At 69.6% G+C, this 22,152-nt stretch carries 17 protein-coding genes and 1 pseudogene; 10 read left to right on the forward strand and 8 right to left on the reverse strand.

Annotated elements, in window-relative coordinates; genetic code table 11:
• Positions 1 to 10: 10 nt before the first annotated feature.
• Positions 11 to 1,813 (reverse strand): annotated as a pseudogene (locus tag AC1DY5_RS01160) (NAD(P)-binding domain-containing protein).
• A gap of 159 nt (positions 1,814 to 1,972) precedes the next feature.
• Between AC1DY5_RS01160 and acuI the strand changes: the two are divergent.
• Both acuI and AC1DY5_RS01170 read left to right on the forward strand, forming a co-directional pair.
• Positions 1,973 to 2,959, forward strand: a complete 987-nt coding sequence (acuI, locus tag AC1DY5_RS01165) for an acrylyl-CoA reductase (NADPH) (RefSeq protein ID WP_478107555.1) — start codon at positions 1,973 to 1,975, stop codon at positions 2,957 to 2,959.
• 46 nt (positions 2,960 to 3,005) lie between these two features.
• Positions 3,006 to 7,397, forward strand: a complete 4,392-nt coding sequence (locus tag AC1DY5_RS01170; RefSeq protein WP_478107612.1) for a DEAD/DEAH box helicase — start codon at positions 3,006 to 3,008, stop codon at positions 7,395 to 7,397.
• Here AC1DY5_RS01170 and AC1DY5_RS01175 read toward each other — a convergent pair.
• On the reverse strand, positions 7,379 to 8,437 hold the full coding sequence (locus AC1DY5_RS01175; RefSeq protein ID WP_478107557.1) for an ornithine cyclodeaminase: 1,059 nt from the start codon (positions 8,435 to 8,437) through the stop codon (positions 7,379 to 7,381). The two genes, AC1DY5_RS01170 and AC1DY5_RS01175, sit on opposite strands and share 19 nt — an antisense overlap.
• 136 nt (positions 8,438 to 8,573) lie before the next feature.
• On the opposite strand from AC1DY5_RS01175, the gene AC1DY5_RS01180 reads away from it, so the two are divergent.
• Positions 8,574 to 8,993 carry an Lrp/AsnC family transcriptional regulator gene (locus AC1DY5_RS01180; protein WP_478107614.1) on the forward strand — a complete coding sequence of 140 codons (420 nt, stop codon included), beginning with the start codon at positions 8,574 to 8,576 and terminating at the stop codon, positions 8,991 to 8,993.
• On the opposite strand, the gene AC1DY5_RS01185 is transcribed toward AC1DY5_RS01180, so the two are convergent.
• Positions 8,990 to 9,601, reverse strand: a complete 612-nt coding sequence (locus AC1DY5_RS01185) for a dihydrofolate reductase family protein (protein ID WP_478107559.1) — start codon at positions 9,599 to 9,601, stop codon at positions 8,990 to 8,992. The two genes, AC1DY5_RS01180 and AC1DY5_RS01185, sit on opposite strands and share 4 nt — an antisense overlap.
• A gap of 86 nt (positions 9,602 to 9,687) precedes the next feature.
• On the opposite strand from AC1DY5_RS01185, the gene AC1DY5_RS01190 reads away from it, so the two are divergent.
• Positions 9,688 to 10,113, forward strand: coding sequence for a winged helix-turn-helix transcriptional regulator (locus AC1DY5_RS01190; RefSeq protein WP_478107561.1), 426 nt, complete (start codon positions 9,688 to 9,690; stop codon positions 10,111 to 10,113).
• A gap of 59 nt (positions 10,114 to 10,172) precedes the next feature.
• Entirely contained in the window at positions 10,173 to 11,183 is a 1,011-nt protein-coding gene (locus tag AC1DY5_RS01195; protein WP_478107563.1) for an aldo/keto reductase, read from the forward strand.
• 17 nt (positions 11,184 to 11,200) lie between these two features.
• Here AC1DY5_RS01195 and AC1DY5_RS01200 read toward each other — a convergent pair whose 3' ends face one another.
• Entirely contained in the window at positions 11,201 to 12,199 is a 999-nt protein-coding gene (locus AC1DY5_RS01200) for a bile acid:sodium symporter family protein (RefSeq protein ID WP_478107565.1), read from the reverse strand.
• A gap of 71 nt (positions 12,200 to 12,270) precedes the next feature.
• Here AC1DY5_RS01200 and AC1DY5_RS01205 point away from each other — a divergent pair, with 71 nt between their 5' ends.
• Complete coding sequence (locus AC1DY5_RS01205; RefSeq protein ID WP_478107567.1) at positions 12,271 to 13,164, forward strand: LysR family transcriptional regulator; 894 nt, start codon at positions 12,271 to 12,273, stop codon at positions 13,162 to 13,164.
• 10 nt (positions 13,165 to 13,174) lie between these two features.
• On the opposite strand, the gene AC1DY5_RS01210 is transcribed toward AC1DY5_RS01205, so the two are convergent.
• Entirely contained in the window at positions 13,175 to 14,110 is a 936-nt protein-coding gene (locus AC1DY5_RS01210; protein ID WP_478107570.1) for a LysR family transcriptional regulator, read from the reverse strand.
• Positions 14,111 to 14,223: 113 nt separating this feature from the next.
• On the opposite strand from AC1DY5_RS01210, the gene AC1DY5_RS01215 reads away from it, so the two are divergent.
• Together AC1DY5_RS01215 and AC1DY5_RS01220 are read left to right on the forward strand one after the other, a co-directional pair.
• Positions 14,224 to 15,648 carry a M20 family metallopeptidase gene (locus AC1DY5_RS01215; RefSeq protein WP_478107572.1) on the forward strand — a complete coding sequence of 475 codons (1,425 nt, stop codon included), beginning with the start codon at positions 14,224 to 14,226 and terminating at the stop codon, positions 15,646 to 15,648.
• Positions 15,649 to 15,668: 20 nt separating this feature from the next.
• A complete protein-coding gene (locus AC1DY5_RS01220) occupies positions 15,669 to 16,655 on the forward strand; it encodes a Bug family tripartite tricarboxylate transporter substrate binding protein (RefSeq protein WP_478107574.1) in 987 nt (328 codons plus the stop codon).
• A 12-nt stretch (positions 16,656 to 16,667) separates the two neighbouring features.
• Here AC1DY5_RS01220 and AC1DY5_RS01225 read toward each other — a convergent pair whose 3' ends face one another.
• Positions 16,668 to 17,738, reverse strand: a complete 1,071-nt coding sequence (locus AC1DY5_RS01225; RefSeq protein ID WP_478107576.1) for a pirin family protein — start codon at positions 17,736 to 17,738, stop codon at positions 16,668 to 16,670.
• A 445-nt stretch (positions 17,739 to 18,183) separates the two neighbouring features.
• Entirely contained in the window at positions 18,184 to 18,663 is a 480-nt protein-coding gene (locus tag AC1DY5_RS01230; RefSeq protein ID WP_478107578.1) for an FKBP-type peptidyl-prolyl cis-trans isomerase, read from the reverse strand.
• A gap of 175 nt (positions 18,664 to 18,838) precedes the next feature.
• On the opposite strand from AC1DY5_RS01230, the gene AC1DY5_RS01235 reads away from it, so the two are divergent.
• Positions 18,839 to 19,669 (forward strand): hypothetical protein, encoded by an 831-nt coding sequence (locus AC1DY5_RS01235; RefSeq protein ID WP_478107580.1) that lies wholly within the window; start codon positions 18,839 to 18,841, stop codon positions 19,667 to 19,669.
• On the opposite strand, the gene AC1DY5_RS01240 is transcribed toward AC1DY5_RS01235, so the two are convergent.
• A complete protein-coding gene (locus AC1DY5_RS01240; RefSeq protein ID WP_478107582.1) occupies positions 19,618 to 20,619 on the reverse strand; it encodes an SDR family oxidoreductase in 1,002 nt (333 codons plus the stop codon). The two genes, AC1DY5_RS01235 and AC1DY5_RS01240, sit on opposite strands and share 52 nt — an antisense overlap.
• Before the next feature lie 192 nt (positions 20,620 to 20,811).
• On the opposite strand from AC1DY5_RS01240, the gene AC1DY5_RS01245 reads away from it, so the two are divergent.
• Positions 20,812 to 22,116, forward strand: a complete 1,305-nt coding sequence (locus AC1DY5_RS01245; protein ID WP_478107584.1) for an Nramp family divalent metal transporter — start codon at positions 20,812 to 20,814, stop codon at positions 22,114 to 22,116.
• Positions 22,117 to 22,152 lie beyond the last annotated feature (36 nt).

Raw genomic sequence — 22,152 nt, forward strand, 5'->3', positions numbered from 1 at the left:
CCGGACCGCGTCAGCGCGTGTGGTACACCGGCGCGACCTCGTATACCGGCGTCGGCAGCCCCTCCATCCGGGCCTTGAGCTGCAGCGCCAGGAACTGCGAATAGTGCCGTGACTGATGCAGGTTGCCGCCGTGGAACCACAGCTGCGGCACCTGCGTCGGCTTCCACATGTTGCGCAACTCGCCCTCCCAGGGCCCCGGGTCCTTCGGCGTGTCGGAACCTAGCCCCCAGACCTTGCCGACCTTGTCGGCGACCGCGGGCGAGATCAGGTCGGCCAGCCAACCGTTCATCGAGCCGTAGCCGGTGGCGTAGACGATCAGGTCGGCCGGCAGTTCGCTGCCATCGCTGAGCGTCACCGACTTCGGGTTGACGCGCTCGATGGTCACGCCGCTGCGCAGCTTGATGCTGCCGTTGGCCACCAGCTCCGAGGCGCCGACGTCGATGTAGTAGCCCGAACCGCGTCGCAGGTACTTCATGAAGAGGCCCGAGCCGTCGACGCCGAAGTCGAGCAGGAAGCCAGCCTTCTCGAGCCGCGCGTAGAGGTCGGCGTCGCGCTTCTTCATCTCTTCGTACACCGGCACGTGCATCGGCGCCATGATCTTGTAGGGCACCGAGGCGAAGATCAGGTCGGCCTTGTCGGTGGTCACGCCGGCCTTGACCGCCCCTTCGGAATACAGACCGCCGAGCGCCAGTTCCATCAGCGAGTCCGAGGGCGCGATGTGGGTCGAGCTGCGCTGGATCATCGTCACGTCGGCGCCGTTCTCCCACAGGGCGGCGCAGATGTCGTGGGCAGAATTGTTGGAGCCGAGCACCACGCACTTCTTGCCGCGCCAGGCCTCGGGGCCGGGATGCGCGCTGGAGTGGTGCTGCTCGCCTTCGAAGGTCTCGGCGCCGGGGATCTTCGGCACGTTCGGGTAGCCCGAGACGCCGAGCGCGAACACCAACTGCTTGGGGCGCAAAGTGATTTCCTTGCCGTCGCGCTCGACGACCACTTCCCATTCCTTCTTCGCCTCGTCGAAGCGCGCCTTCTTGGCGGTGGTCGAGCCCCAGTAGTTGAGTTCCATGACCCTCGTGTACATCTCCAGCCAGTCGCCGATCTTGTCCTTCGGCGAGAACACGGGCCAGTCGTCCGGGAACGGCAGGTAGGGCAGATGGTCGTACCACACGGGGTCGTGCAGACACAGGCTCTTGTAGCGCTTGCGCCAGGAGTCTCCGGGGCGGGCGTTTTTCTCGACGATGATCGTCGGCACGCCGAGCCGGCGCAGCCGCGCGCCGAGTGCGATGCCGCCCTGCCCGCCGCCGACGATGACGACATAGGGCTGCTCGGTGAAGCCCAGCGTCTTTGCTTCCTCGCTGCGCCGTTCGAGCCAGGTCTTGCGTTCCGGATTCGCGCCGTGCTCCGCGCCCTTGACCCGGCGCTCGCCCTTGCGCTCCTCGAAGTCCTTCAGTTCGGTCATGGTCGTGAGCAGCGTCCAGGCCTTGTCGCCGCGCAGCCGCAGATGGCCGCGGCCACGCGCCACCGCGGTCTCGAAGCTGAACCAGGCATCGACCACGCCATCGGCCTCGGTGGCGTCGCCCTCGACCGCGAAGGCGGTCGGCCGGGTGTCGGCCAGCCGGGCCTCGAGCATCTTGCGTATCGCCTCGGGGCCCTCTTGGGTGCGGATGTTCCAAGTGAAGGCGAGCAGGTCGCGCTAATAGCAGTCGGGCTCGAACAGCGCGACCGCGGCGTCGATGTCGCGGCGCTCGAGCGCGGATTGGAAATCGGCCAGCCAGGCGCTGGCGATCTGCGTCGGATGGGTCGACAGATCGGTCATGTCTCGTGTCTCCTTCTTGCGCGCCCCGCGAGCGGGGCGGGCGAGAACCGTACCCTCATCGATCGCCGGCGTCAAACCCTCTCGACGAAGCTGCCCGAAGGCCGCCTCGCTGTGCGATGCTCGCGTGATCGGTGACCGGATCACGCCAAGGAGAGTTCCATGTTCGATGCCCTGCTGCTGACCAAGGCCGACGACGGCGCCACCCGCGCCGCCGTGACCGCGCTCGACGACAGCGCCCTGCCCGAGGGCGAGGTGCTGGTCGACATCGCCTTCTCCACCGTCAACTACAAGGACGCGCTGGCGATCACTGGCAGGTCGCCGGTGGTGCGCAAGTTCCCGATGGTGCCCGGAATCGACTTCGCAGGTGCGGTGGCCGAGAGCAGCGATGCGCGCTACAAGAAAGGCGACCCGGTGCTGCTCAACGGCTGGGGCGTCGGCGAGACGCACTGGGGCGGCCTCGCGCACAAGGCCCGCGTCAAGGCCGACTGGCTGGTGCCGATCCCGCCGGGCTTCGATGCGCGCCAGGCGATGGCGATCGGCACCGCGGGCTACACCGCGATGCTGTGCGTCATGGCGCTGCAGCAGCACGGCCTGACGCCGGCCTCGGGCCCTGTGCTGGTCACCGGCGCCAACGGCGGTGTCGGCACGATCGCGATCGCGCTGCTGGCGCGGCTCGGCTTCGAGGTGCATGCTTCCACCGGCCGCACGGCCGAGGCCGCGCACCTGCGGCGCCTCGGCGCGCGCGAGATTGTCGACCGCGCCACGCTGAGTGAGCCCGGCAAGCCGCTGCAGAAAGAGCGCTGGGCCGGGGCGGTCGACAGCGTGGGCAGCCACACGCTCGCCAACGTCTGCGCCAGCCTTCGCTACGGCGGCACGGTGGCTGCCTGCGGGTTGGCGCAGGGCCTCGACTTCCCGGCCAGCGTGGCGCCCTTCATCCTGCGCGGCGTGACGCTGGCGGGCATCGACAGCGTCCAGGCGCCGTACCCGCGCCGCCTTGCCGCCTGGAACCGCCTCGCGGCCGAACTGCCGCGCGACCTGCTCGATGCCAATACCGAGACCCTCGGCCTCGGCGCGGTGGTCGCGCTGGCGCCCCGCCTGCTGGCGGGCCAGGTGCGCGGCCGCGTGGTGGTGGATGTAAGGGGGTGAACGGGCCCTCGTTGCCAGATGTATCGGCGGCCGCCCTCGCCTTGACATCGGGCCAGGCGGCCTGATCTCATGGACCTCCGTRCACGCCGATTTCCACCCTGCCGTCGCTCGCTGGTTCGAAGCGACTTTCCCCGGGCCCACCGAGGCCCAGGCGGCCGCGTGGCCCGCGATTGCAGCCGGGCGCCACACTCTGATCGCGGCGCCGACCGGTTCCGGCAAGACGCTTACGGCCTTTCTCGCCGCGCTCGATGGCCTGGTGCGGCAGGGCCTGCAAGCGGGCGGGCTGGCCGACGAGACGACAGTGGTCTACGTCTCGCCGTTGAAGGCGCTGTCGAACGACATCGACCTCAACCTGCAGGCGCCGCTGGCCGGCATCCGCGCCCATCTCGCGGCGCTGGGCCTGCCTGATGTCGAGATCCGCACGGCGGTGCGCACCGGCGACACGCCGGCCCGTGAGCGGCAGCAGGCCTTGCGCCGGCCGCCGCATGTGCTGGTCAGCACGCCCGAGTCGCTCTACGTGCTGCTCGGCTCGGTGTCGGGCCGCAAGATGCTGTCGAGCGTGCGTACAGTGATCGTCGACGAGATCCATGCCATCGTCGGCAGCAAGCGCGGCAGCCACCTGGCGCTGTCGCTCGAGCGGCTGCAGGTGCTGTGCGAGAAACCGCTGACGCGCATCGGCGTCTCGGCGACGCAGAAGCCGATCGACGAGATCGCGCGCTTCCTGGTCGGCGCGGGTGCGCTGGTCGATGGCGTCGCCGATTGCGAGATCGTCGACATCGGCTATGCCAGGCAGCGCGACCTCGCGCTCGAGCTGCCGCCGACGCCGCTCGCAGCCGTGATGTCGAACGAGCAGTGGGAGCAGGTCCATGCGCGCATCGCGGGGCTGGTGCATGCGCACCGCACCACGCTGCTGTTCGTCAACACCCGCCGCATGGCCGAGCGCGCGGCGCGGCAGCTCGGCGAGATCCTCGGCAAGGAAGTGGTCGCTGCCCACCACGGCAGCCTCGCGAAGGAAGCGCGCCTCGATGCCGAGCAGCGCCTGAAGCGCGGCGAGCTCAAGGTGCTGGTGGCCACGGCCTCGCTCGAGCTCGGGCTGGACATCGGCGACGTCGACCTGGTCTGCCAGCTCGGCTCGCCGCGCTCGATCGCGACCTTCTTGCAGCGCGCCGGGCGCTCCGGCCATGCGGTCGGCGGCGTGCCGAAGGCGCGGCTCTTTCCGCAGTCGCGCGACGAGCTGGTCGAGTGCGCGGCCCTGCTCGATTGCGTGCGCCGCGGCGAGCTCGATGCGCTGCACGTGCTGCCGGCGCCGCTCGACGTGCTGGCGCAGCAGATCGTCGCCGAGACCGCCTGCCGCGAATGCGAAGAAGACGATCTCTTCGCGCTGGTCCGGCGCGCCTGGCCCTATGCCGAACTCGAGCGAGAGGGTTTCTCGGCCGTGGTGCGCATGGTTTCCGAGGGTTTCACGACCCGGCAGGGGCCGCGCGCAGGCTATGTGCATCGCGACGCCGTGCACCACCTGCTGCGCGAGCGCAGGGGCGCGCGCATGACGGCGCTGACCTCGGGCGGCACCATTCCCGAGGCCGGCGACTACACGGTGGTGCTCGAGCCGCAGGCCCAAAAAATCGGCACCGTCCACGAGGACTTCGCGGTCGAGAGCCTGGCGGGCGACATTTTCCAGCTCGGCAATGCGAGCTACCGGATTCTCCGGATCGAGCCCGGCCGCGTGCGGGTCGAGGACGCCCACGGCGCCGCGCCGAACATCCCGTTCTGGCTCGGCGAGGCGCCGGGGCGCAGCGACGAACTATCGTTCGGCGTCTCGCGGCTGCGCGCGGAAATCGAACAGGCGTTGGCCCTGAACGGTATCGACGCTGCGATCGAGTGGCTGGCCCGCACGGTCGGCCTCGACACCGAGGCGGCGCGCCAGACCGTCGAGCACCTGGCGCGCACGGTGCGCGTGCTCGGCGCGCTGCCGACGCAGCAGCGCATCGTGATGGAGCGCTTCTTCGATGCCTCGGGCGGCATGCAGCTGGTGATCCATTCGCCCTTCGGCAGCCGCCTCAATCGGGCCTGGGGTCTGGCGCTGCGCAAGCGCTTCTGCCGGCAGTTCAACTTCGAGCTGCAGGCCGCGGCCACCGAGGATGCGATCGTGCTGTCGCTGTCGACCAGCCACAGCTTCCCGCTCGACGAGGTCGCGCGCTACCTGCACTCGACCTCGGCGCTCGACGTGCTGGTGCAGGCGCTGCTCGATGCGCCGCTGTTCGGCGTGCGCTGGCGCTGGAACGCGACCACCGCGCTGGCGCTGCCGCGCTTCGTCGGCGGGCGCAAGGTGGCGCCGCAGCTGCAGCGCATGAAGTCCGAGGACCTGCTGGCCGCGGTCTTCCCGGACCAGGTTGCCTGTGCCGAGAACCTGGCCGGCGCACGCGAGATTCCCGACCATCCGCTGGTCGCGCAGACGCTGCGCGACTGCCTCTACGAGGCCATGGATGCCGAGGGCTGGCTGCGACTCTTGAAGAAGCTCGAGGCCGGCGAGATCGAGGTGCTGGCGCGCGATGTGCCGGCGCCCTCGCCGCTGGCGGCCGAGGCGCTGAACGCGCGGCCCTATGCCTTCCTCGACGACGCCCCGATCGAGGAGCGCCGCACCCAGGCCGTGCAGAACCGGCGCTATGTCGATCCCGAAAGCGCCGACGACCTCGGCCAGCTCGATGCCGAGGCGATCGCCAGCGTGCGCCAGGAAGCCTGGCCGCGCGCGCGCAATGCCGACGAGATGCACGAGGCCTTGAACGGGCTCGGCGTTGTCACCGACGACGAGGCCTCGGGCAACGAAGGCTGGCGGGGCTGGCTGGAGACACTGGCAGGCGCAGGCCGGACGACCCGCCTCGCGACGGATGCCGCGCCAGGCCACGGCCTGTGGGTGGCCGCGGAGCGCTTGGCCCAGGTTCGCGCGTTGTATCCCGCTGCCGCGATGGATCCGCCGATCGAGCCACTCGCGGAGCATGTGCACACAGAAGAGGCCGGCGATGCCTTGCGCGAGCTGCTGCGTTCACGCCTCGGCGGCCTGGGGCCGGCCCTGGCGCATCGGCTCGCCGCGCAGCTGCGGCTGCCGCCAGCCGATATCGACGCGGCATTGGCCGCCTTGCAGACCGAAGGCTCCGTGCTGCAGGGCCGCTTCACGCCGGGCAGCGGCGAGATCGAGTGGTGCGAGCGGCACCTGCTGGCCCGCATCCATCGCTACACGCTGAAGCGGCTGCGACAGGAGATCGAGCCGGTCGAGCCGCGCGAGTTCGCGCGCTTCCTGTTCGAGTGGCAGCACGTGGCCGTCGCGAGCCGCGTCAGCGGCCCCGACGCACTGGCCGGCATCCTGGCGCAGCTCGAGGGCTACGAGGCGCCCGCGGGTCTCTGGGAAGCCGAGCTGCTGCCGGCGCGGGTCAAGGACTATGCGCCGGCCTGGCTCGACGACCTGTGCACCGCCGGCCGCACGCTGTGGACGCGGCTGCGTCCCGTGGCGGTCGAGGGACGGCCAGCGGGCGGCAACGCCTCCCTGCGGTCGGCGCCGATCCTGCTGCTGCCGCGTCGCTCGGTCGCGCTGTGGACCGGCCTCGCCCCGGCACCCGTGGCCGACGAAGACCTCGGTTCGCGCGCCCGGCGGGTCGCGAGCTTTCTCTCCGAGCATGGCGCGTCCTTCTTCGACGAGATCGTGCAGGGCACGCGTCTCCTGGGCACCGAACTCGAAGACGCGCTGAGCGAGCTCGTGATGCGCGGGCGCGTGCATTGCGACAGCTACGCAGGCCTGCGCGCCCTGCTGGTGCGGCCGTCGAAGCGCACGTCCGCGCATGGACGCCGGCACCGGCGCACGGCGTTGTTCGGCATCGAGGATGCGGGGCGCTGGTCGATGGTCCGGGCGCGTGCGCCGGCGGCAGCCGGGCCGCCGGGACGAGTCGCCGCCGAAGCCATCGAACAGGTCGCGCGGATCCTGCTGCGCCGCTACGGCGTGGTCTGCTGGCGCCTGCTCGAGCGCGAGGCCACGTGGCTGCCGCCGTGGCGCGACCTGGTGCGCGCCTACCGTCGACTCGAGGCGCGTGGCGACATCCGCGGCGGCCGCTTCATCGCCGSCATCGCGGGCGAGCAGTTCGCCCTGCCCGAGGCGATCGGCCTGCTGCGCGAGCTGCGGCGCCGGCCGCTCGACGGCGCGCTGGTCTGCCTGGCCGCCGCCGATCCCGCGAACCTGCTCGGCACCGTCATGCCGGGGCCGAAGGCCGCGCGGGTGGCGGGTTCCCGCGTGCTGTACCGCGACGGGGTGCCGATCGCCAGCCTGGTGGCCGGCCAGGTCGAACTGCTCGAGACCTTGTCAGCAGCGGAGGCACAGGCGGCCCGGCGGTCTTTGTCGTCGGAGCCGCTGTCGCGCGTGGCCGAGCTGATCGCTCAGCAGGCTTCGGCCTGAGCCGGGACCCGAGGCGCCGACACGGGCGCGATAAGGCCGTACAGATCTTTCGGGTCGTCCATCGCCGGCACCAGATCCATCGGCTCGCCGATGCCCAGCTCGCGGGCGGCGGCATCGAGGAAGCGCAAGGCGGCGAAATCCTCGAGCGCGAAGCCGACTGAGTCGAACAGCGTGACCTGTGCCGCATCGCTGCGCCCAGGATGCGCGCCGGCCAGCACGCGCCAGATCTCGGTGGCCGGAAAATCGGCCGGCATTTGCTGCAACTCGCCCTCGATGCGCGTCTGCGGCGCGTACTCAACGAACACCGCGGCGCGCCGCAGGACCTCGGCATGCAGCTCGGTCTTGCCAGGGCAGTCGCCGCCGATGGCGTTCAGGTGCATGCCGGGCTCGATCATGTCGGGTCCCAGGATCACCGCCCGGTGCTTGTCGGCCGTGAGTGTCGTGACGACGTCGGCGCCGCGCACCGCTTCGCCGGTGCTGTTGCAGACCACCAGGTCCAGGCCTTCACCGCGCAGGTTGCGCATCAGCTTGGCGGTCGCGCGGGGGTCGGTGTCGAACAGCCGCAAGCGGCGGATGCCCAGCAGGTCGCGAAAGGCGAGCGCCTGGAACTCGCTCTGCGCGCCGTTGCCGATCAGCGCCATCGTCCGGCTGTCGCGGCGCGCCAAGGCGCGCGCGGCCAGCGCGGACATCGCGGCGGTGCGGACCGCGGTCAAGAGGCCGAGCTCGGCCAGCAGCAGCGGCGCTCCGGTCGCGACATCGGCCAGCACGCCGAAAGCCATCACGGTCGGCAGGCCGATGCGCGTGTTCTTCGGATGCCCGTTGACGTACTTGAAGGCGTAGAGCGCTCGATCGGACACCGGCATCAGCTCGATGACGCCATCGGGCGAGTGGCTGGCCGTCCGCGCCGTCTTGTCGAAGTCGGCCCAGCGCAGGAAATCCTGCTCGATGTGCGCCGCGATCCCGGACACGCAGGCGGACAGGCCCTTGCGGGCCACGATGCGCGCGACATCGCGCGCGCCGAGGTGAAGAGTGCTGGCCATGAGGGATGCTCCCGGTCCGTCAAAAAAAAGTCCGATCACCACTCTGCGACTATTCCGAGATAGAAAGAAGTGTCAACATTGCTCGCAACATGGCCCGCCATCTGGCGAAACGACAGACTTCCCTGACGATATGGACATCGACGCTCTCGACCAACGCCTGATTGCACTGCTGCGCCACGATGCCCGGCTGCCGGTGGCCGCGCTGGCGCAGAAGCTCGGCGTCTCGCGCGGCACGGTGACCAACCGGCTGCGCAGGCTCGAGGATGGCGGCGTCATCGTCGGCTATGCGGTGCAGCTGCGGCCCGAATCACGCTCCGACGAGATCCGCGCCTGGATGGGCATCCTGGTCGAAGGCAACCAGACGCGACAGGTCATCGCCAGCCTGCTGGGCGAGCCCGGCGTCGCCGCGCTGCACGACACCAACGGCCGTTGGGACCTGCTGGCGGAACTGCGCGCCGCCTCGATGGCCGAGCTGTCGCAGGTGCTCGAGCGGATCCGGCTGCTGAAGGGGATCCGCAGCACCGAGACCAGCATCCACCTGGCGACTTACCGTTAGGGCGCGTACCTGTTGACGACGATGCCGCAGTCATAGGCGGTCGACCCGATCAGCCGGAGACCCTGCGGCGCGTGCCTGAAGATCGAGAGCCCCTGGCCCACAACGCTCGGATTCACAAACAGCTGGAACTCGTCCACCAGCCCCTCGGCGACCAGCGCGGAGGCAAAGCCCGCGCCGCCGAAACAAATAATGTCCCGTCCCGTCTCTTGCTTGAGCGCGCGCACCTCCCGGGCCAGGCCGCCGCGGGCGATCCGCGTGCGCTCCCAGCGCGAAGCTTCGAGCTTGTCGGTCGCCACGACCTTCTCCACCTCGACGACCCGCTGGGCAAAGGCGTAGTGCGGATCGGCGGGGAACTTCCGTGCCGCGCTGCCCCAGTGGCTCAGGTAGCCTTCCTCGACCATCTTGCGGCTCAGCAGGATGCAGTCGATCGCCTGGAAGACGGCGTTGAAATCCTGTTTCAGCCGCGCGTCCCAGGGCCAGTGATCGCCCCAGCCCCAGACCTGCCATGAAAGTCCGGGATCCGCCGCGCCGACGAAACCGTCGACCGACATCTGCATCTGCAGAATGAGCTTTCGCGCCRCCGTCCGGGTCATGTCTTGTGCCTGCATGAGTCTTCCTTTCCGATTGCATATCGCAACCGGTCGAAGCATAGGTATACTGATTGCAAACTGCAAGCAGTATTCGGAGGAAAGCCATGGCGGTCCAGCAGCGATCCCTTTGCCCCATCAACCTCGCGCTCGAGATCCTCGGCGATCGTTGGAGCCTGCTGATCGTCCGCGACATGATGTTCGCGGGCAAGCGGCACTTCCGGGAGTTCCTGCAGTCGGAGGAAGGCATCGCCTCGAACATCCTCGCCGATCGGCTCGCCAAGCTGGTCGAGCACGGCGTGCTGACAAAGGCCGACGATCCGAGCCACAGCCAGAAGGCCATCTATAGCCTGACGCCGATGGGCATCGACCTGCTCCCGGTGTTGGTGCAGGTCGGCATGTGGGGGTGCAGGCACCTGCCGGTGACGCGCGAGAGCGGCGCTGCGGCGGCGGCGCTCGAAAAAGGCGGCCCGGCGCTGCAGAAGGAGATCCGGTCGGCGCTGCGCAAGGCGCATCTGGGCCGCGCCGTCTAGCTGCCGAAGCAGGAATCGGCACCGATGACTATGATGCTTTTCCCGCGATCGGAGCCTCCATGACCATCCCCACCACCCGCCTCGGCCGCACCGGCCTGACCGTCTCGCGCCTGGCGCTCGGCACCATGACTTTCGGCCTGCAGACCGACGAAGCGGTGTCGCACAAGATCCTCGACCGCGCCGCCGAAGGCGGCATCAACTTTCTCGACACCGCCGACGTCTATCCGCTCGGTGGCACCATCGAGACCACCGGCCGCACCGAGGAGATCGTCGGCCGCTGGCTGCGCGCCAAGGGCGCGAGCCGGCGCGGCGACTTCATCGTCGCCACCAAGGCGGTCGGCAAGGTCGGCCCCAACGCCTGGGACCAGGGGGCCTCGCGCAAGCATCTGCTCGACGCCATCGATGCCTCGCTCAAGCGGCTGCAGACCGACCACGTCGACCTCTACCAGCTGCACTCAGACGACCGCGAGACGCCGCTCGACGAAAGCCTCGAGGCGCTCGACGTGATCGTGCGTTCGGGCCGTGCGCGCTACATCGGCGTCTCCAATTTCCTGGCCTACCGGCTGGCCCGCGCGATCGGCCGCGCCGAGCTGCACAAGCTCACGCGGCTGGTCTCGGTGCAGCCGCGCTACAGCCTGCTGTTCCGCGAGATCGAGCGCGAACTGCTGCCGCTGGCGGGCGAGGAAGGGCTGGGCGTGATCCCCTACAACCCACTCGCGGGCGGCCTGCTGACCGGCAAGTACAAGCCCGAGGCCAAGCCGGAGGCGAACACGCGCTTCACGCTCGGCACGGCCGGCGGCATGTACCAGGACCGCTACTGGAACGAGCGCAGCTTCGGCACCGTCGCGCAGCTGCACAAGCTGGCGGATGAAGCCGGCGTGCCGCTGGCCACGCTGGCGGTGGCCTGGGTGATGGCGAATCCGCTGATCACCGCGCCGCTGCTCGGTGCCAGCCGGCCCGAGCAGCTCGATGCGACGCTGGCTGCGGCCGACTACAAGCTCGATGCCGAGCTCAAGCAGCGGCTGGACGAACTCACCGCCGAGTACCGCAAGGGCGACGCGCCGAGGTAGGCAACAGCCCCGACCTTTCAGGCCGGGCGCTGGGCCACTGCCGCGACCGCATTGGCCTGCCGGCGCGCATAGCGCTGCGCCAGCACCGCGCAGACCATCAGCTGCATCTGGTGGAACAGCATCAGCGGCAGCACGATGGCGCCGACCGCGTGCGAGGCGAACAGCACCTTGGCCATCGGGATGCCGCTGGCCAGGCTCTTCTTGGAGCCGCAGAACACGATCGTGATCTCGTCGGCCTTGTCGAAGCCGAGGGCGCGGCTGGCCCAGGCGGTGATGCAGAGCGCCAGCGCGAGCAGCACCGCGCAGACTAGCAGCAGGCCCAGCAGCGCCGACATCGGCACCTGCTTCCAGAGGCCCTCGATCACGGCGGCGCTGAAGGCGGTGTAGACCACCAGCAGGATCGAGCCGCGATCGACCAGCGTCAGCACCGAAGCGCGGCGCTTGATCCAGCCGCCGATCCAGGGCCGCAGCAGGTGGCCGGCAATGAAGGGCACCATCAGCTGCAGCAAGATGCGCCCGATGGCCTCGAGCGATGCGCCCGCGGCACCATGCTGGACCACGATCAGGTTCACCAGCAGCGGCGTGACGAAGACGCCGAGCAGCGTCGAGGCCGAGGCGCTGCAGACCGCGGCCGGGATGTTGCCGCGCGCCATCGACGTGAAGGCGATCGCCGATTGCACCGTGGCCGGCAGCACGCAGAGGAACAGGATTCCGGTGTAGAGATCGGGCGTGACCAGCGGGGTCAGCACGGGCTTGAGCGCCAGGCCCAGCAGCGGAAACATGATGAAGGTGGCGGCAAACACCAGCAGGTGCAGTCGCCAGTGCGTGATGCCGCCCATGATCGCCTCGCGCGAAAGCTTAGCGCCGTGCAGGAAGAACAGCAGGCCGATGGCGACCGTGGTCAGCCGCTCGAAGAAGTGCGCCGTGGCGCCGCTCGCCGGCCACAGGCTGGCCAGCGTGACGGTAGCGACCAGGGCCAGCGTGAAGTTGTCTGGGAGATAGCGTGAACGTGCCATGGGATGCGATTGGACCGCGGACGCATTCAAAAGAGAAATGGATTTATCGGATAGATATATGATTTCGAATCATGAACGTGAGCCTGCGCCAGCTGCGTGTCTTCCGCGCCATCGCCGATGGCCGCAATTTCAGCCGTGCCGGCGACCAGGTCGGCCTGTCGCAGCCCGCGGTCAGCCGCTCGATCCATGAGCTCGAATCGCAGCTCGGCCTGAAGCTGCTCGACCGCACGACGCGCGAGGTGGTGCTGACCGAGGCCGGCCAGTCGCTGGCGCTGCGGCTGGCCCGGCTGCTCGACGAGCTCGACCAAGCGCTGGCCGAGGTTCATGGCATGGCGGGCGCGCGGCGCGGCAAGGTGCGGGTGGCCAGCAGCCCGACGCTGTCGGCCAACCTGATGCCGGCCTGCATCGCCGAATGCGCGCGGCGCGAGCCCGAGATCGAGTTCGTGCTGCTCGACCGCATCCAGCAGGACGTGCTGGACAGCGTGCGCGCCGGCGAGGTCGACTTCGGCGTCGTGGTCGAGCCGCCCGACACCGACGATCTGCACTGCGAGTCGATCCTAGACGATCCTTTCTGCCTCGTGCTGCCGCCGGACCATCGGCTGGCGCGCCAGCAATCGCTGCGCTGGTCGGCGCTCGACGGCGAGGCGCTGGTGCTGCTCGACCATGCCTCGGGCAGCCGGCGCCTGATCGACGAGGCGCTGGCGCTGCACGGCGTGCGCTGCGAAGTGCGCCAGCAGGTCGGCCATCCGACCACCGCCTTCCGCATGGTCGAGCAAGGCATCGGCATCAGCGTGATGCCGGCGCTGGCGGCGCCGCCGAGCGGGCTCGCGGTGCTGGTCATGCGCCCGCTGTTGCCTCGGGTGCAGCGATCGATCATGCTGGTGCATCGCCGCAACCGCGCGCCGGCGCCGCTGGCGCAGCGGGTCTGGGGCCTGATCAGGGAGGTGGCGGCGCGAAGGACCTGAAAGCGCCGGCTCACGAGGGCCTGGCGCGTCCCAGCTTGCGTCGGCTCGCCTGCGTGATCGCCCGCACCAGGTGCTGCACGAAGGCCTGCACCGGCGGCGTCAGCGTGCGGCCCTCGAGCGAAAGCAGTTGCAGCCGGCGCTGCTGCAGCGGTGCATCGGCGAAAGGGCGAGCGACGACCTCGCCCGCGTTGATCAAGTGCACCACGGTCAGGTGGCCTGCCAGCAGCACGTCGGGGGTGCGCAGCAGCGGCAGCTGGGCGGACGAGAAATTGCTGACGAAGGCCGGCCGGTATTGCAGGCCCAGCACGCTGCAGGCCTGGTCGAACAACTGGCGCGTGGTCACGCCCTTGCTGCCGACGATCAGGGGATAGCGCACCACCTCGGCCACCTGCAGCAGCCGCTGGCGCGCCAGTGGGTGGTCGGGGCGCAGCACGGCGTACACGGGCGCGGGCGCGGCATGCTCGATCTTCAGGCCGGGCTCGGGCGCCACCACGTACTTGAGCGCCAGGTCGGTCTCGCCGCGTGTCAGCAGCAGGCTCACCTCGTCGGGCGACCCCACGTGCAGTTCGATCCGGCTGCCCGGATTCGCGTCCCTGAATCCACCCACCACGGCCGGCATGAAGTGGGAGGCGAAGCCCTCGGTGCAGGCCATGCGGACCCGGCCGGCCTGCTGGCCGCCGAGGTCGCGCACCTGCTCGATCACCTGCTCGGCATCGAGCACCGCGTTGTGCAGGTGCGCCGACAGCTGCCGGCCCGCGGCGGTGAGCGACATGCCGCGCGCGTGCCGCTCGAACAGCGGCGTGCCCAGGGCATCCTCCAGCTTGGCGACCTGGCGGCTGACCGCCGAGGGCGCCACGAACAGCCGTGCCGCGGCCTGGTTGACCGAGCCGCTGCGTGCCACTTCGAGGAAGTGGCGCATCGGGATGCTGAGCAAGGGAGGTGTCATGGTGGATCGGCTATTGCCTAAAAGGCAATGGGAGTGTGCCAAAACGATGATGGAAGCAAAGCCTTCCAGGCCTTGTACTTGCAGCACTGCCACGAAACGCGAGCAATCTATCCATGAAACGAACCCACGCCCTGGCGGCCGCCGCCGCCTATTTCGACGATGGCGCCTTCTTTGCCGATCTGCAGCGGCGCATCGCCTTTCGCACCGAGAGCGACACCGGTGCTGCCACGCCCGCGCTCGAGGCGTACCTGCGCGACGAGCTGGTGCCGCCGCTCGAGGCGCTCGGCTTCGGCTGCGAAGTGATTGCCAATCCGGTCCCCGACGGCGGCCCCTTCCTGATCGCCCGCCGGATCGAGGTCGCCGAACTGCCCACGGTGCTGAGCTACGGCCACGGCGACGTGGTCAGCGGACAGGACGCGCATTGGGCCGAAGGGCTCGGGCCCTGGTCGCTGACCGTCCGCGGCGATCGCTGGTACGGCCGTGGTACCGCCGACAACAAGGGCCAGCACTCGATCAACCTGGGCGGCTTGGCCGCCGCGCTGCGCGCCCGTGGCGGCCGGCTGGGCTACAACCTCACGTGGCTGATCGAGATGGGCGAGGAAGCCGCCTCGCCCGGCCTGCAGGCGGTCTGCGAGCAGCAGCGCGAGAAACTGCGAGCCGACCTGCTGATCGCCTGTGACGGCCCGCGCGTGAGCGCTGCCCGGCCGACGCTGTTTCTCGGCTCGCGCGGTGCGGTCAACTTCAGCCTGCGCCTGCGGGCCCGGCCACGCGGCTATCACTCGGGCAACTGGGGCGGCGTGCTCGCCAATCCGGCAACCGTTCTGAGCCATGCGGTGGCGTCGCTCACGGACGCCAACGGCCGGATCCTGGTGGAGGCCCTGCGCCCGCCGCCGATCCCGCAGCCGGTGCGCGCGGCGCTGGCCGACATCGCGATCGGCGGCGGCGCCGAGGACCCGGCCCTCGATGACGGCTGGGGCGAGCCGGGGCTGAGTCCGGCCGAGCGCCTGATGGCCTGGAACACGATTGAGGTGCTGGCGCTCGGCGCCGGCTCGGCGCAACGGCCGGTCAACGCGATCCCTGGCGAGGCGGTGGCGCATTGCCAGTTGCGCTTCGTGGTCGGCACGCCCTGGCAGGATCTTGCCCGGATCGTGCGTGCGCACCTGAATGCGCGCGGCTTCGAGCAGGTCGAGGTGGAGGTCACGCTGGCCGGCGCCGCGACCCGGCTCGATGTCGAGAACCCGTGGGTCGACTGGGCCCAGCGCTCCATCGCGAAAAGCTGCGGCCAGCGCGCCGACCTGCTGCCGAATCTCGCGGGTTCGCTGCCGAACGACGTCTTCGCCGGCCTGCTGGGACTGCCGACGCTCTGGGTGCCGCATTCCTATCCGGCCTGCGCGCAGCACGCGCCCAACGAACACCTGCTGGCGCCGCTGGCCCGCGAGGGCCTGCAGCTCATGGCCGGCCTGTACTGGGACCTCGGCGAGGCCGGCCAGGCGCCCTGGCAGGCCGGTGCGCTGTCTTCGACCTCAGCTTCCCATTGACTCTTCGATCCCTTCCGCTCATGAACACAACCCTCTCCCGCCGCGGCCTGTCCGCGCTCGCCCTGGCCGCCGCGGCCGCATTCGCCTTGCCGGGCTGGGCGCAGGACGCCTGGCCCAGCAAGCCCGTGAAACTGGTCGTGCCCTTCCCGCCGGGCGGCGGCACCGACCTAGTGGCGCGGGCCATGGGCCAGAAGCTGGCCGAGCGGCTCAAGCAGCCGGTGGTGATCGACAACAAGCCCGGGGCCTCGACCATCATCGGCACCGACGCGGTGGCCAAGGCGGCGCCCGACGGCTACACCTTGCTGTTGTCGGGCTCCACCAGCTACAGCGTCAATCCGGCCCTGCGCGCGAAGCTGCCGTACGACCCGGTGCGCGACCTGGCACCGATCGCGATCGTGGCCCGCACGCCGCTGGTGCTGGTGGTCAACGCCGGCGCGCCATGGCATTCGGTGGCGGAACTGGTCGCCGCGGCCAAGGCCAAGCCGATGGGTGTTCGCTATGCGACTTTCGGCACCGGTTCCGGACCGCACCTGGCCGGCGAGCTGCTCGCGCTGGCCGCCGGCGTCCAGCTGCAGGACGTGCCGTACAAGGGCAGCAGCCAGGGCGCGATCGCGCTGATCGGCGGCGAGATCGAAATGGGCATCGACACCGTGGCTTCGGCGGTGCCCCATGTGCGCTCCGGCAAGCTGCGGGCGCTCGGCATCGTCGGCGCCACGCGCTCGAGCCTGCTGCCGGAGGTGCCGACGCTGGCCGAGCTGAAGCTGCCCGAAGCGACTTTCGATGCCTGGTACGGCTTTGCCGCGCCGGCCCGGACGCCGCAGCCGGTGATCGACAGGCTGGTGCGCGATGTCCGCGCGACGATGGCCGACCCCGCCCTGCAGGCCCAGCTTCGGGCCCAGGGCATGGAGCCGGTGGTCATCGGCGCGGCGGCGTTCCGCAGCCAGATGGAGGGCGAGATCTCGCGCTACCGGGCGTTGGCGCACCGCGCAGGGATCGCGCCGGAATAGTCCGACCCCGGCCTACCGTGCCGCGTCGTGATCCTGCGGCTTCTCCTCGCGCCCGCCTGGATGGCGCGCGAAGCGGGCCGGGTCGCGCCCATGCACCGGCGCGTGATCGGGCCAGGGCCAGCCGCCGAACTGGGTGCGGCGGTAGTCGGCCATGGTCTGCGCGATCTCGGCCTGGCTGTTCATCACGAAGGGCCCGTACTGCACCACCGGTTCGCCGATCGGACGGCCCTGCAGCACCAGGAACTCGCTGACCTCCTCGCCGTTGGCCAGTTCGACCGCGGCGTCGGCACGCAGCTCGATCGCCGCGCGGGCTTCGACCCCTTCTCCGGCCACCGCCACCGAACGACCCTTGAAGAAGTAGAGGCTGCGGCGGGTGCCCTCGCCGGTGGCTGCGGGCAGCGTCCAGCGTGCATGCGGCTCCATCCGGATCGTCCAGATCGCGACGTCGGCATCGGCTTGAGCCGCCCAGGAATCCGGCGGCGGCGCCAGCGGCCCGCCGGCGCCGGGCGCGCCGGCGATCGGCGCGATCCGGCCGGCGACGCTCGCGACCTCCGTCTTGCGGCCTTCGGCATCCATGGCGGTGAAGCGCGGGACGTCCTCGGCCCAGAACATCGTGAAATGCGGCTCGGCCATCTTGCTGCGCGCCGGCAGGTTGAGCCAGATCTGGAACAGCTCGAGCGGGTTGGCGGCGTCGGCGTTCAGCAGCGGAAACATCTCGGCGTGCACGATGCCCTTGCCGGCCGTGAGCCACTGGACATCGCCGCCRCCGAAGCGGGCGGTCGCGCCGAGCGAATCGGAGTGATCGACCAGCCCCTTGCGCACGATGGTCACGGTCTCGAAGCCGCGATGCGGATGTCCCGGGAAGCCCGGCACCGGATCGCCGTGGTACATGCTCCAGCCGTCCTTGCGGCTGAAGTCCTGGCCCAGGTCGCGGCCCGCGAGCGGGGCGTCCGGGCCCATCTGCGAGTTGGCCCGCGGGTAGGCGTCGTCATGGTAGGCGCAGAACAGAAAGGGATCGATCGTCTCCCAGGGGAAACCGAGGGACTTGATCTGGACGACGGGGCTGGCAGCGGAGGTGGTCATGGTGGCGCTTTCGTTAGGTCTGGCGAGAGGGCGGATCCACTGAAGATGGGGCCGGCGCGGCAGCGCGAAAGGCCCGCCGGTGGAACGCTGTGGCGCGACGGGCGGGACAGCGCCGCGAGGGAAGTGCCCGCGGCGGATCCGGGCTCTCGGCCTACAACGTGCGGATCGGCCGATCCAGAAAATCGCCGGCTTGACCAACCTCGACGGGGAACAGCGATGGATGCTTCGTTCGACGCGGAAGTGAGCACCCTGAGGCTTGTCGCGGCCACGGCGAGCGACACGCGCGCACTGGCGCACGCCCGCATCGTCTCTGAATTCCGCAAGCAACTGCAGGGCGAGGGACCGGGGCCCACCGAGGCCGACTTGCAAAGCCTGGCGCGGCTGGTGCTGGTCGAGACGGCCCTGCTCCAACAACTCGACGTCGCCGTGCGCCTGCAGTCAGCCCCTAGTGATGGTGCCCATGATCGCCATGCACGTGGCGATGCGCGATCTCTTCCTCGGTGGCCAGACGCACACCCGTGACGGTCGCGCTGAACTTCAGCGCCTTGCCGGCCAGAGGGTGATTGCCGTCGAGGATCACCTGGGGACCCTTGATCTTCATGACGGTGAAGGCCTGCTGCTCGCCCTGGTCGTTGCGGCCCTCCAACTGGCCGCCGACCTTGACGCCGGGCGGGAACTCGCTCTTCGGGATGGTCCGCACCAGGGCTTCGTCGCGCAGGCCGAAGGCGTCTTCGGGCTGCAGGCTGAGCGTGGTCTGGAAGCCGGCTTCCTTGCCTTCGAGCGCTGCCTCGACTTTGGGGAAGGTGTTGTCGTAGCCGCCGTGCAGGTAGACCATGGGGTCGCGGCTTTCCTCGACGAGCTTGCCGGTGGTGGCGTCGGCCACCTTGTAGCGCAGGGTGACGACGGTATTGGCGGTGATTTTCATTGGACGTGTGGCGGGAGAAGTAAGACCCGGCATGGCCGGTTTTTGGTCCGGAAGTCTAAGGCGAATGCCGATCCGGAGACGCCGCCCCCGGCACAAAGGCATCGTCCGAAAGGAAGGTTCCAGCCCAGCCGCCCCGGTGCTACAAGTTTCGACAACCGGCGAATCGGAGCGATCCATGAGCACACGGATGATCGAGGTGGCACTGGGCTTGGCCCTGGTGTTCGCGATTACCAGCCTGCTGCTGACCGCGGTGCGCGAGCGCTGGTCGTCGGCCTGGGGATCGCGGGGCAGGATCCTGATGCAGGCCTTGGCCTCCTTCGTCGGCGACGACCCCGACTTCGCGAAGAAGCTGATGCAGCACCCGCTGCTGCTGTCGCTTTCCAAGGAGACCGCGGGCGGCACGCCGCGGCCCTCCTACATGGGTGCCGACATCGTGGTCACCTCGCTGATCGCCTCGCTGGTCGAGCGCTGCCCGGGCGGCGCGCGGCCACCATCGCCGACCGAGTTCGTCCAGGCGCTGAAGAAGATGGCCGAGGCCGGCGCACCCGAAGCGCCCGCCAAGGCCGGCGATTGCGACCGGCTCGACGATCCCCAGGTCAGGAGCTTCTGCACCCGTCTGAACGAGATCAACGGACTCAAGAATGTCGGCCTGCCGATGGGCTGGAATCCACGTCGTGCCCAACGTGCTCGGCGCGAACTGCGAAGGCCACGGCGCGTCGGCGGCCGATCCGGCCYGCGGCTGGAAGCGCACCGGCAATGTCGCGCTGGTGGTCATCGGCTGGCTCGTGACCGCCGTGGCGGTGAGCCTGGGCGCGCCGTTCTGGTTCGACGCGCTGGGCAAGCTGGCCAGCCTGCGCGGCTCCGGCCCGCCGCCATCGGCGCAGGACCGCAGCGGCATCGCGGCGACGCCGCCGGGTGGCACCATGATGTCGCAGGCGAGCACCGCACCTGCTGCTACACCGCCCCCACGCTCCCCGTGATCGGTAGCACGATGCCGGTGATGTAACTGGCACAGCAGGGTGCCGCCAGGAACACATAGGCCGGCGACAGCTCTTCGGGTTGCGCCGGCCGTTTCATGTCGGTGTGCCTGCCGAAGTCCTTGACGTCCTCGGCCGGGCGGTCGGCCGGGTTCAACGGCGTCCACACCGGCCCCGGCGCCACCGCGTTGACGCGAATCCCCTTGTCCAGCAGGTTGCTGGCGAGCGCCTTCGTGAAGGCGTGGATGGCGCCCTTGGTGGTCGAATAGTCGAGCAGCTCTGCGCTCCCTTCCAGTCCGGTCACTGAGCCGGTGTTGATGATCGAGCCGCCACGCGGCAGGTGCGGCACGGCGGCACGGGCCATCTGGAAGTAGCCGAACACGTTGGTCCGCAGGGTGAGTTCGAAGCGCTCGTCCGTGATGTCCTCGATGGCTGCCGCGTGCAGCTGGAAGGCGGCGTTGTTAACCAGGATGTCGAGCTTGCCGAAGGCCTGCACAGTCTCGTCGACCGCTCGTTGGCAGAAGGCCGGGTCGCGCACGTCGCCCGGGATCAGCACGCAGTGCTTGCCCTCGGCCTCGATGCAGCGCTTGGTCTCCTCGGCGTCGACCTGCTCCTCCTGCAGGTAGACGATCGCCACCTCGGCGCCTTCGCGTGCATAGAGCAGGGCCACCGCGCGGCCGATGCCCGAGTCGCCGCCGGTCACCAGGGCCACCATGCCGTTGAGCTTGCCGCTGCCCAGGTAGCCCGAGGCCATGAAGCGCGGCTGCAGGTCCATCTCGGCCTCCAGGCCGGGCTTCTTGAGGTGCTGGCCGGGCATCGGATTCTCGGGTTCGGGGCGATGGCCCGCCTGCACCGCCTTGTCGCTGCCGGCGGGGGTGCCGGCGGCGCGGTCCTTGGCGTCCTGTTCGCGCTGTACCTTGCGATGCTCGACGGCGACGCCGCCCGTGTCGGCGTCCGATGGGTCATGGGACGAGTTCATGCTGCCTGCTCCTGGAATGGGTGGAAAGTAAAGGGGTTCACCGTAAGCAAGGCGGAACGCCCTCGGTGTCGTCCAAGGCCGCGTGCAGGGTGCAGACTCGATGCAGTCTGACAGCGCGCCGCGACCTTCACCTATGCCTTGGGTTCCGGGGCATGGCAAATCTGCATCACCCCGTCCACCAGGAAGCCCCCAATGAGCACCCCTTCGGCGCCCGCGAGCCCGGCAGCGACGACTGAGAAGACCGGGAAGCAACACTGGTGGTCCAAGCTCGGCCCGGGCCTTATCACCGGCGCCGCCGACGATGATCCGAGCGGCATCGCCACCTATTCGCAGGCGGGTGCGCAGTTCGGCTACGGCGTCGGCTGGATCTTGCTGTTCACATATCCGCTGATGATGGGCATCCAGCTGGCCAGCGCCCGCATCGGCCGCGTCACCGGCAAGAACCTGACCGAGACCTTTGCGCGCATCTGCCCCCGGTGGCTGGTGGCGTCGCTGGTGCTGCTACTGCTGGTCGCCAACGTCATCAACCTCGGCGCCGACCTGAGCGCAATGGGCGACTCGGCCGCGCTGGTGTTGCCCGGCCGGCCGGCGGGGTATGCGGTCGGCTTCGGCATCGTGTCCTTGCTGCTGCAGGTGTTCCTGCCCTACGAGCGCTACGTGCGGGTGCTCAAGTGGCTGACCCTTTCGCTGTTCGCCTATGTGGGCGTGGTGTTCGCGGTCGACGTCGACTGGGCCGCGGCGCTGCGGGGCACCTTCGCGCCGACCTTCCACTGGAGCCGCGCGTACGTCACCACGGTGGTCGCGATCCTCGGCACCACGATCAGTCCCTATCTGTTCTTCTGGCAGGCTTCCCAGGAGGTGCAGGAGATCAAGCGCGTGGCTGACGACCAACCGCTGCGCGTCGCGCCAGAGCAGGCACGCCGGCAACTGCGCCGGCTGCGCCTGGACACCGCGGTTGGCATGGGCTTCTCGAATCTGATCGCCTTTTTCATCATCACCGCCACGGCGGCGACGCTGCATGCCCATGGCCAGACCCAGATCGAGACTACCGCCCAGGCGGCCGCCGCACTGAAGCCGATCGCCGGCGAGTTCGCCTTCTGGCTTTTCGCGCTCGGCATCCTCGGCACCGGCATGCTGGCGCTGCCGGTGCTCGCCGGCTCGGCGGCCGAGGCGGTGGCCAGCTATTTCCACCTGCACAAGGGACTCGACCTGAGCCTGGCGCACGGCCGCAGCTTCTACTCCATCCTCGCGACCGCGATGCTGCTCGGCGTCGGCATCAGCCTGTCCGGGCTGAACCCGATCTCGGCCCTGTACTGGGCGGCGGTGATCAATGCCGTGATCTCGGTGCCGGTGATGGTCGCCGTCATGATCGCGGCCTCGAGCAGCAAGGTGATGGGTCCGATGGTGATGCCGCGCAAGTGGAAAGTGCTGGGCTGGCTGGCGACCGCGGCGATGGCGGCGGCTTCGGTGGCGCTGGGGGTCGTTTCATTGACATAGGGAAAGACGGCGGCGCGCTGTATATTCATCCAGCCC

This window comes from Variovorax sp. P4_D9 (assembly GCF_056401695.1).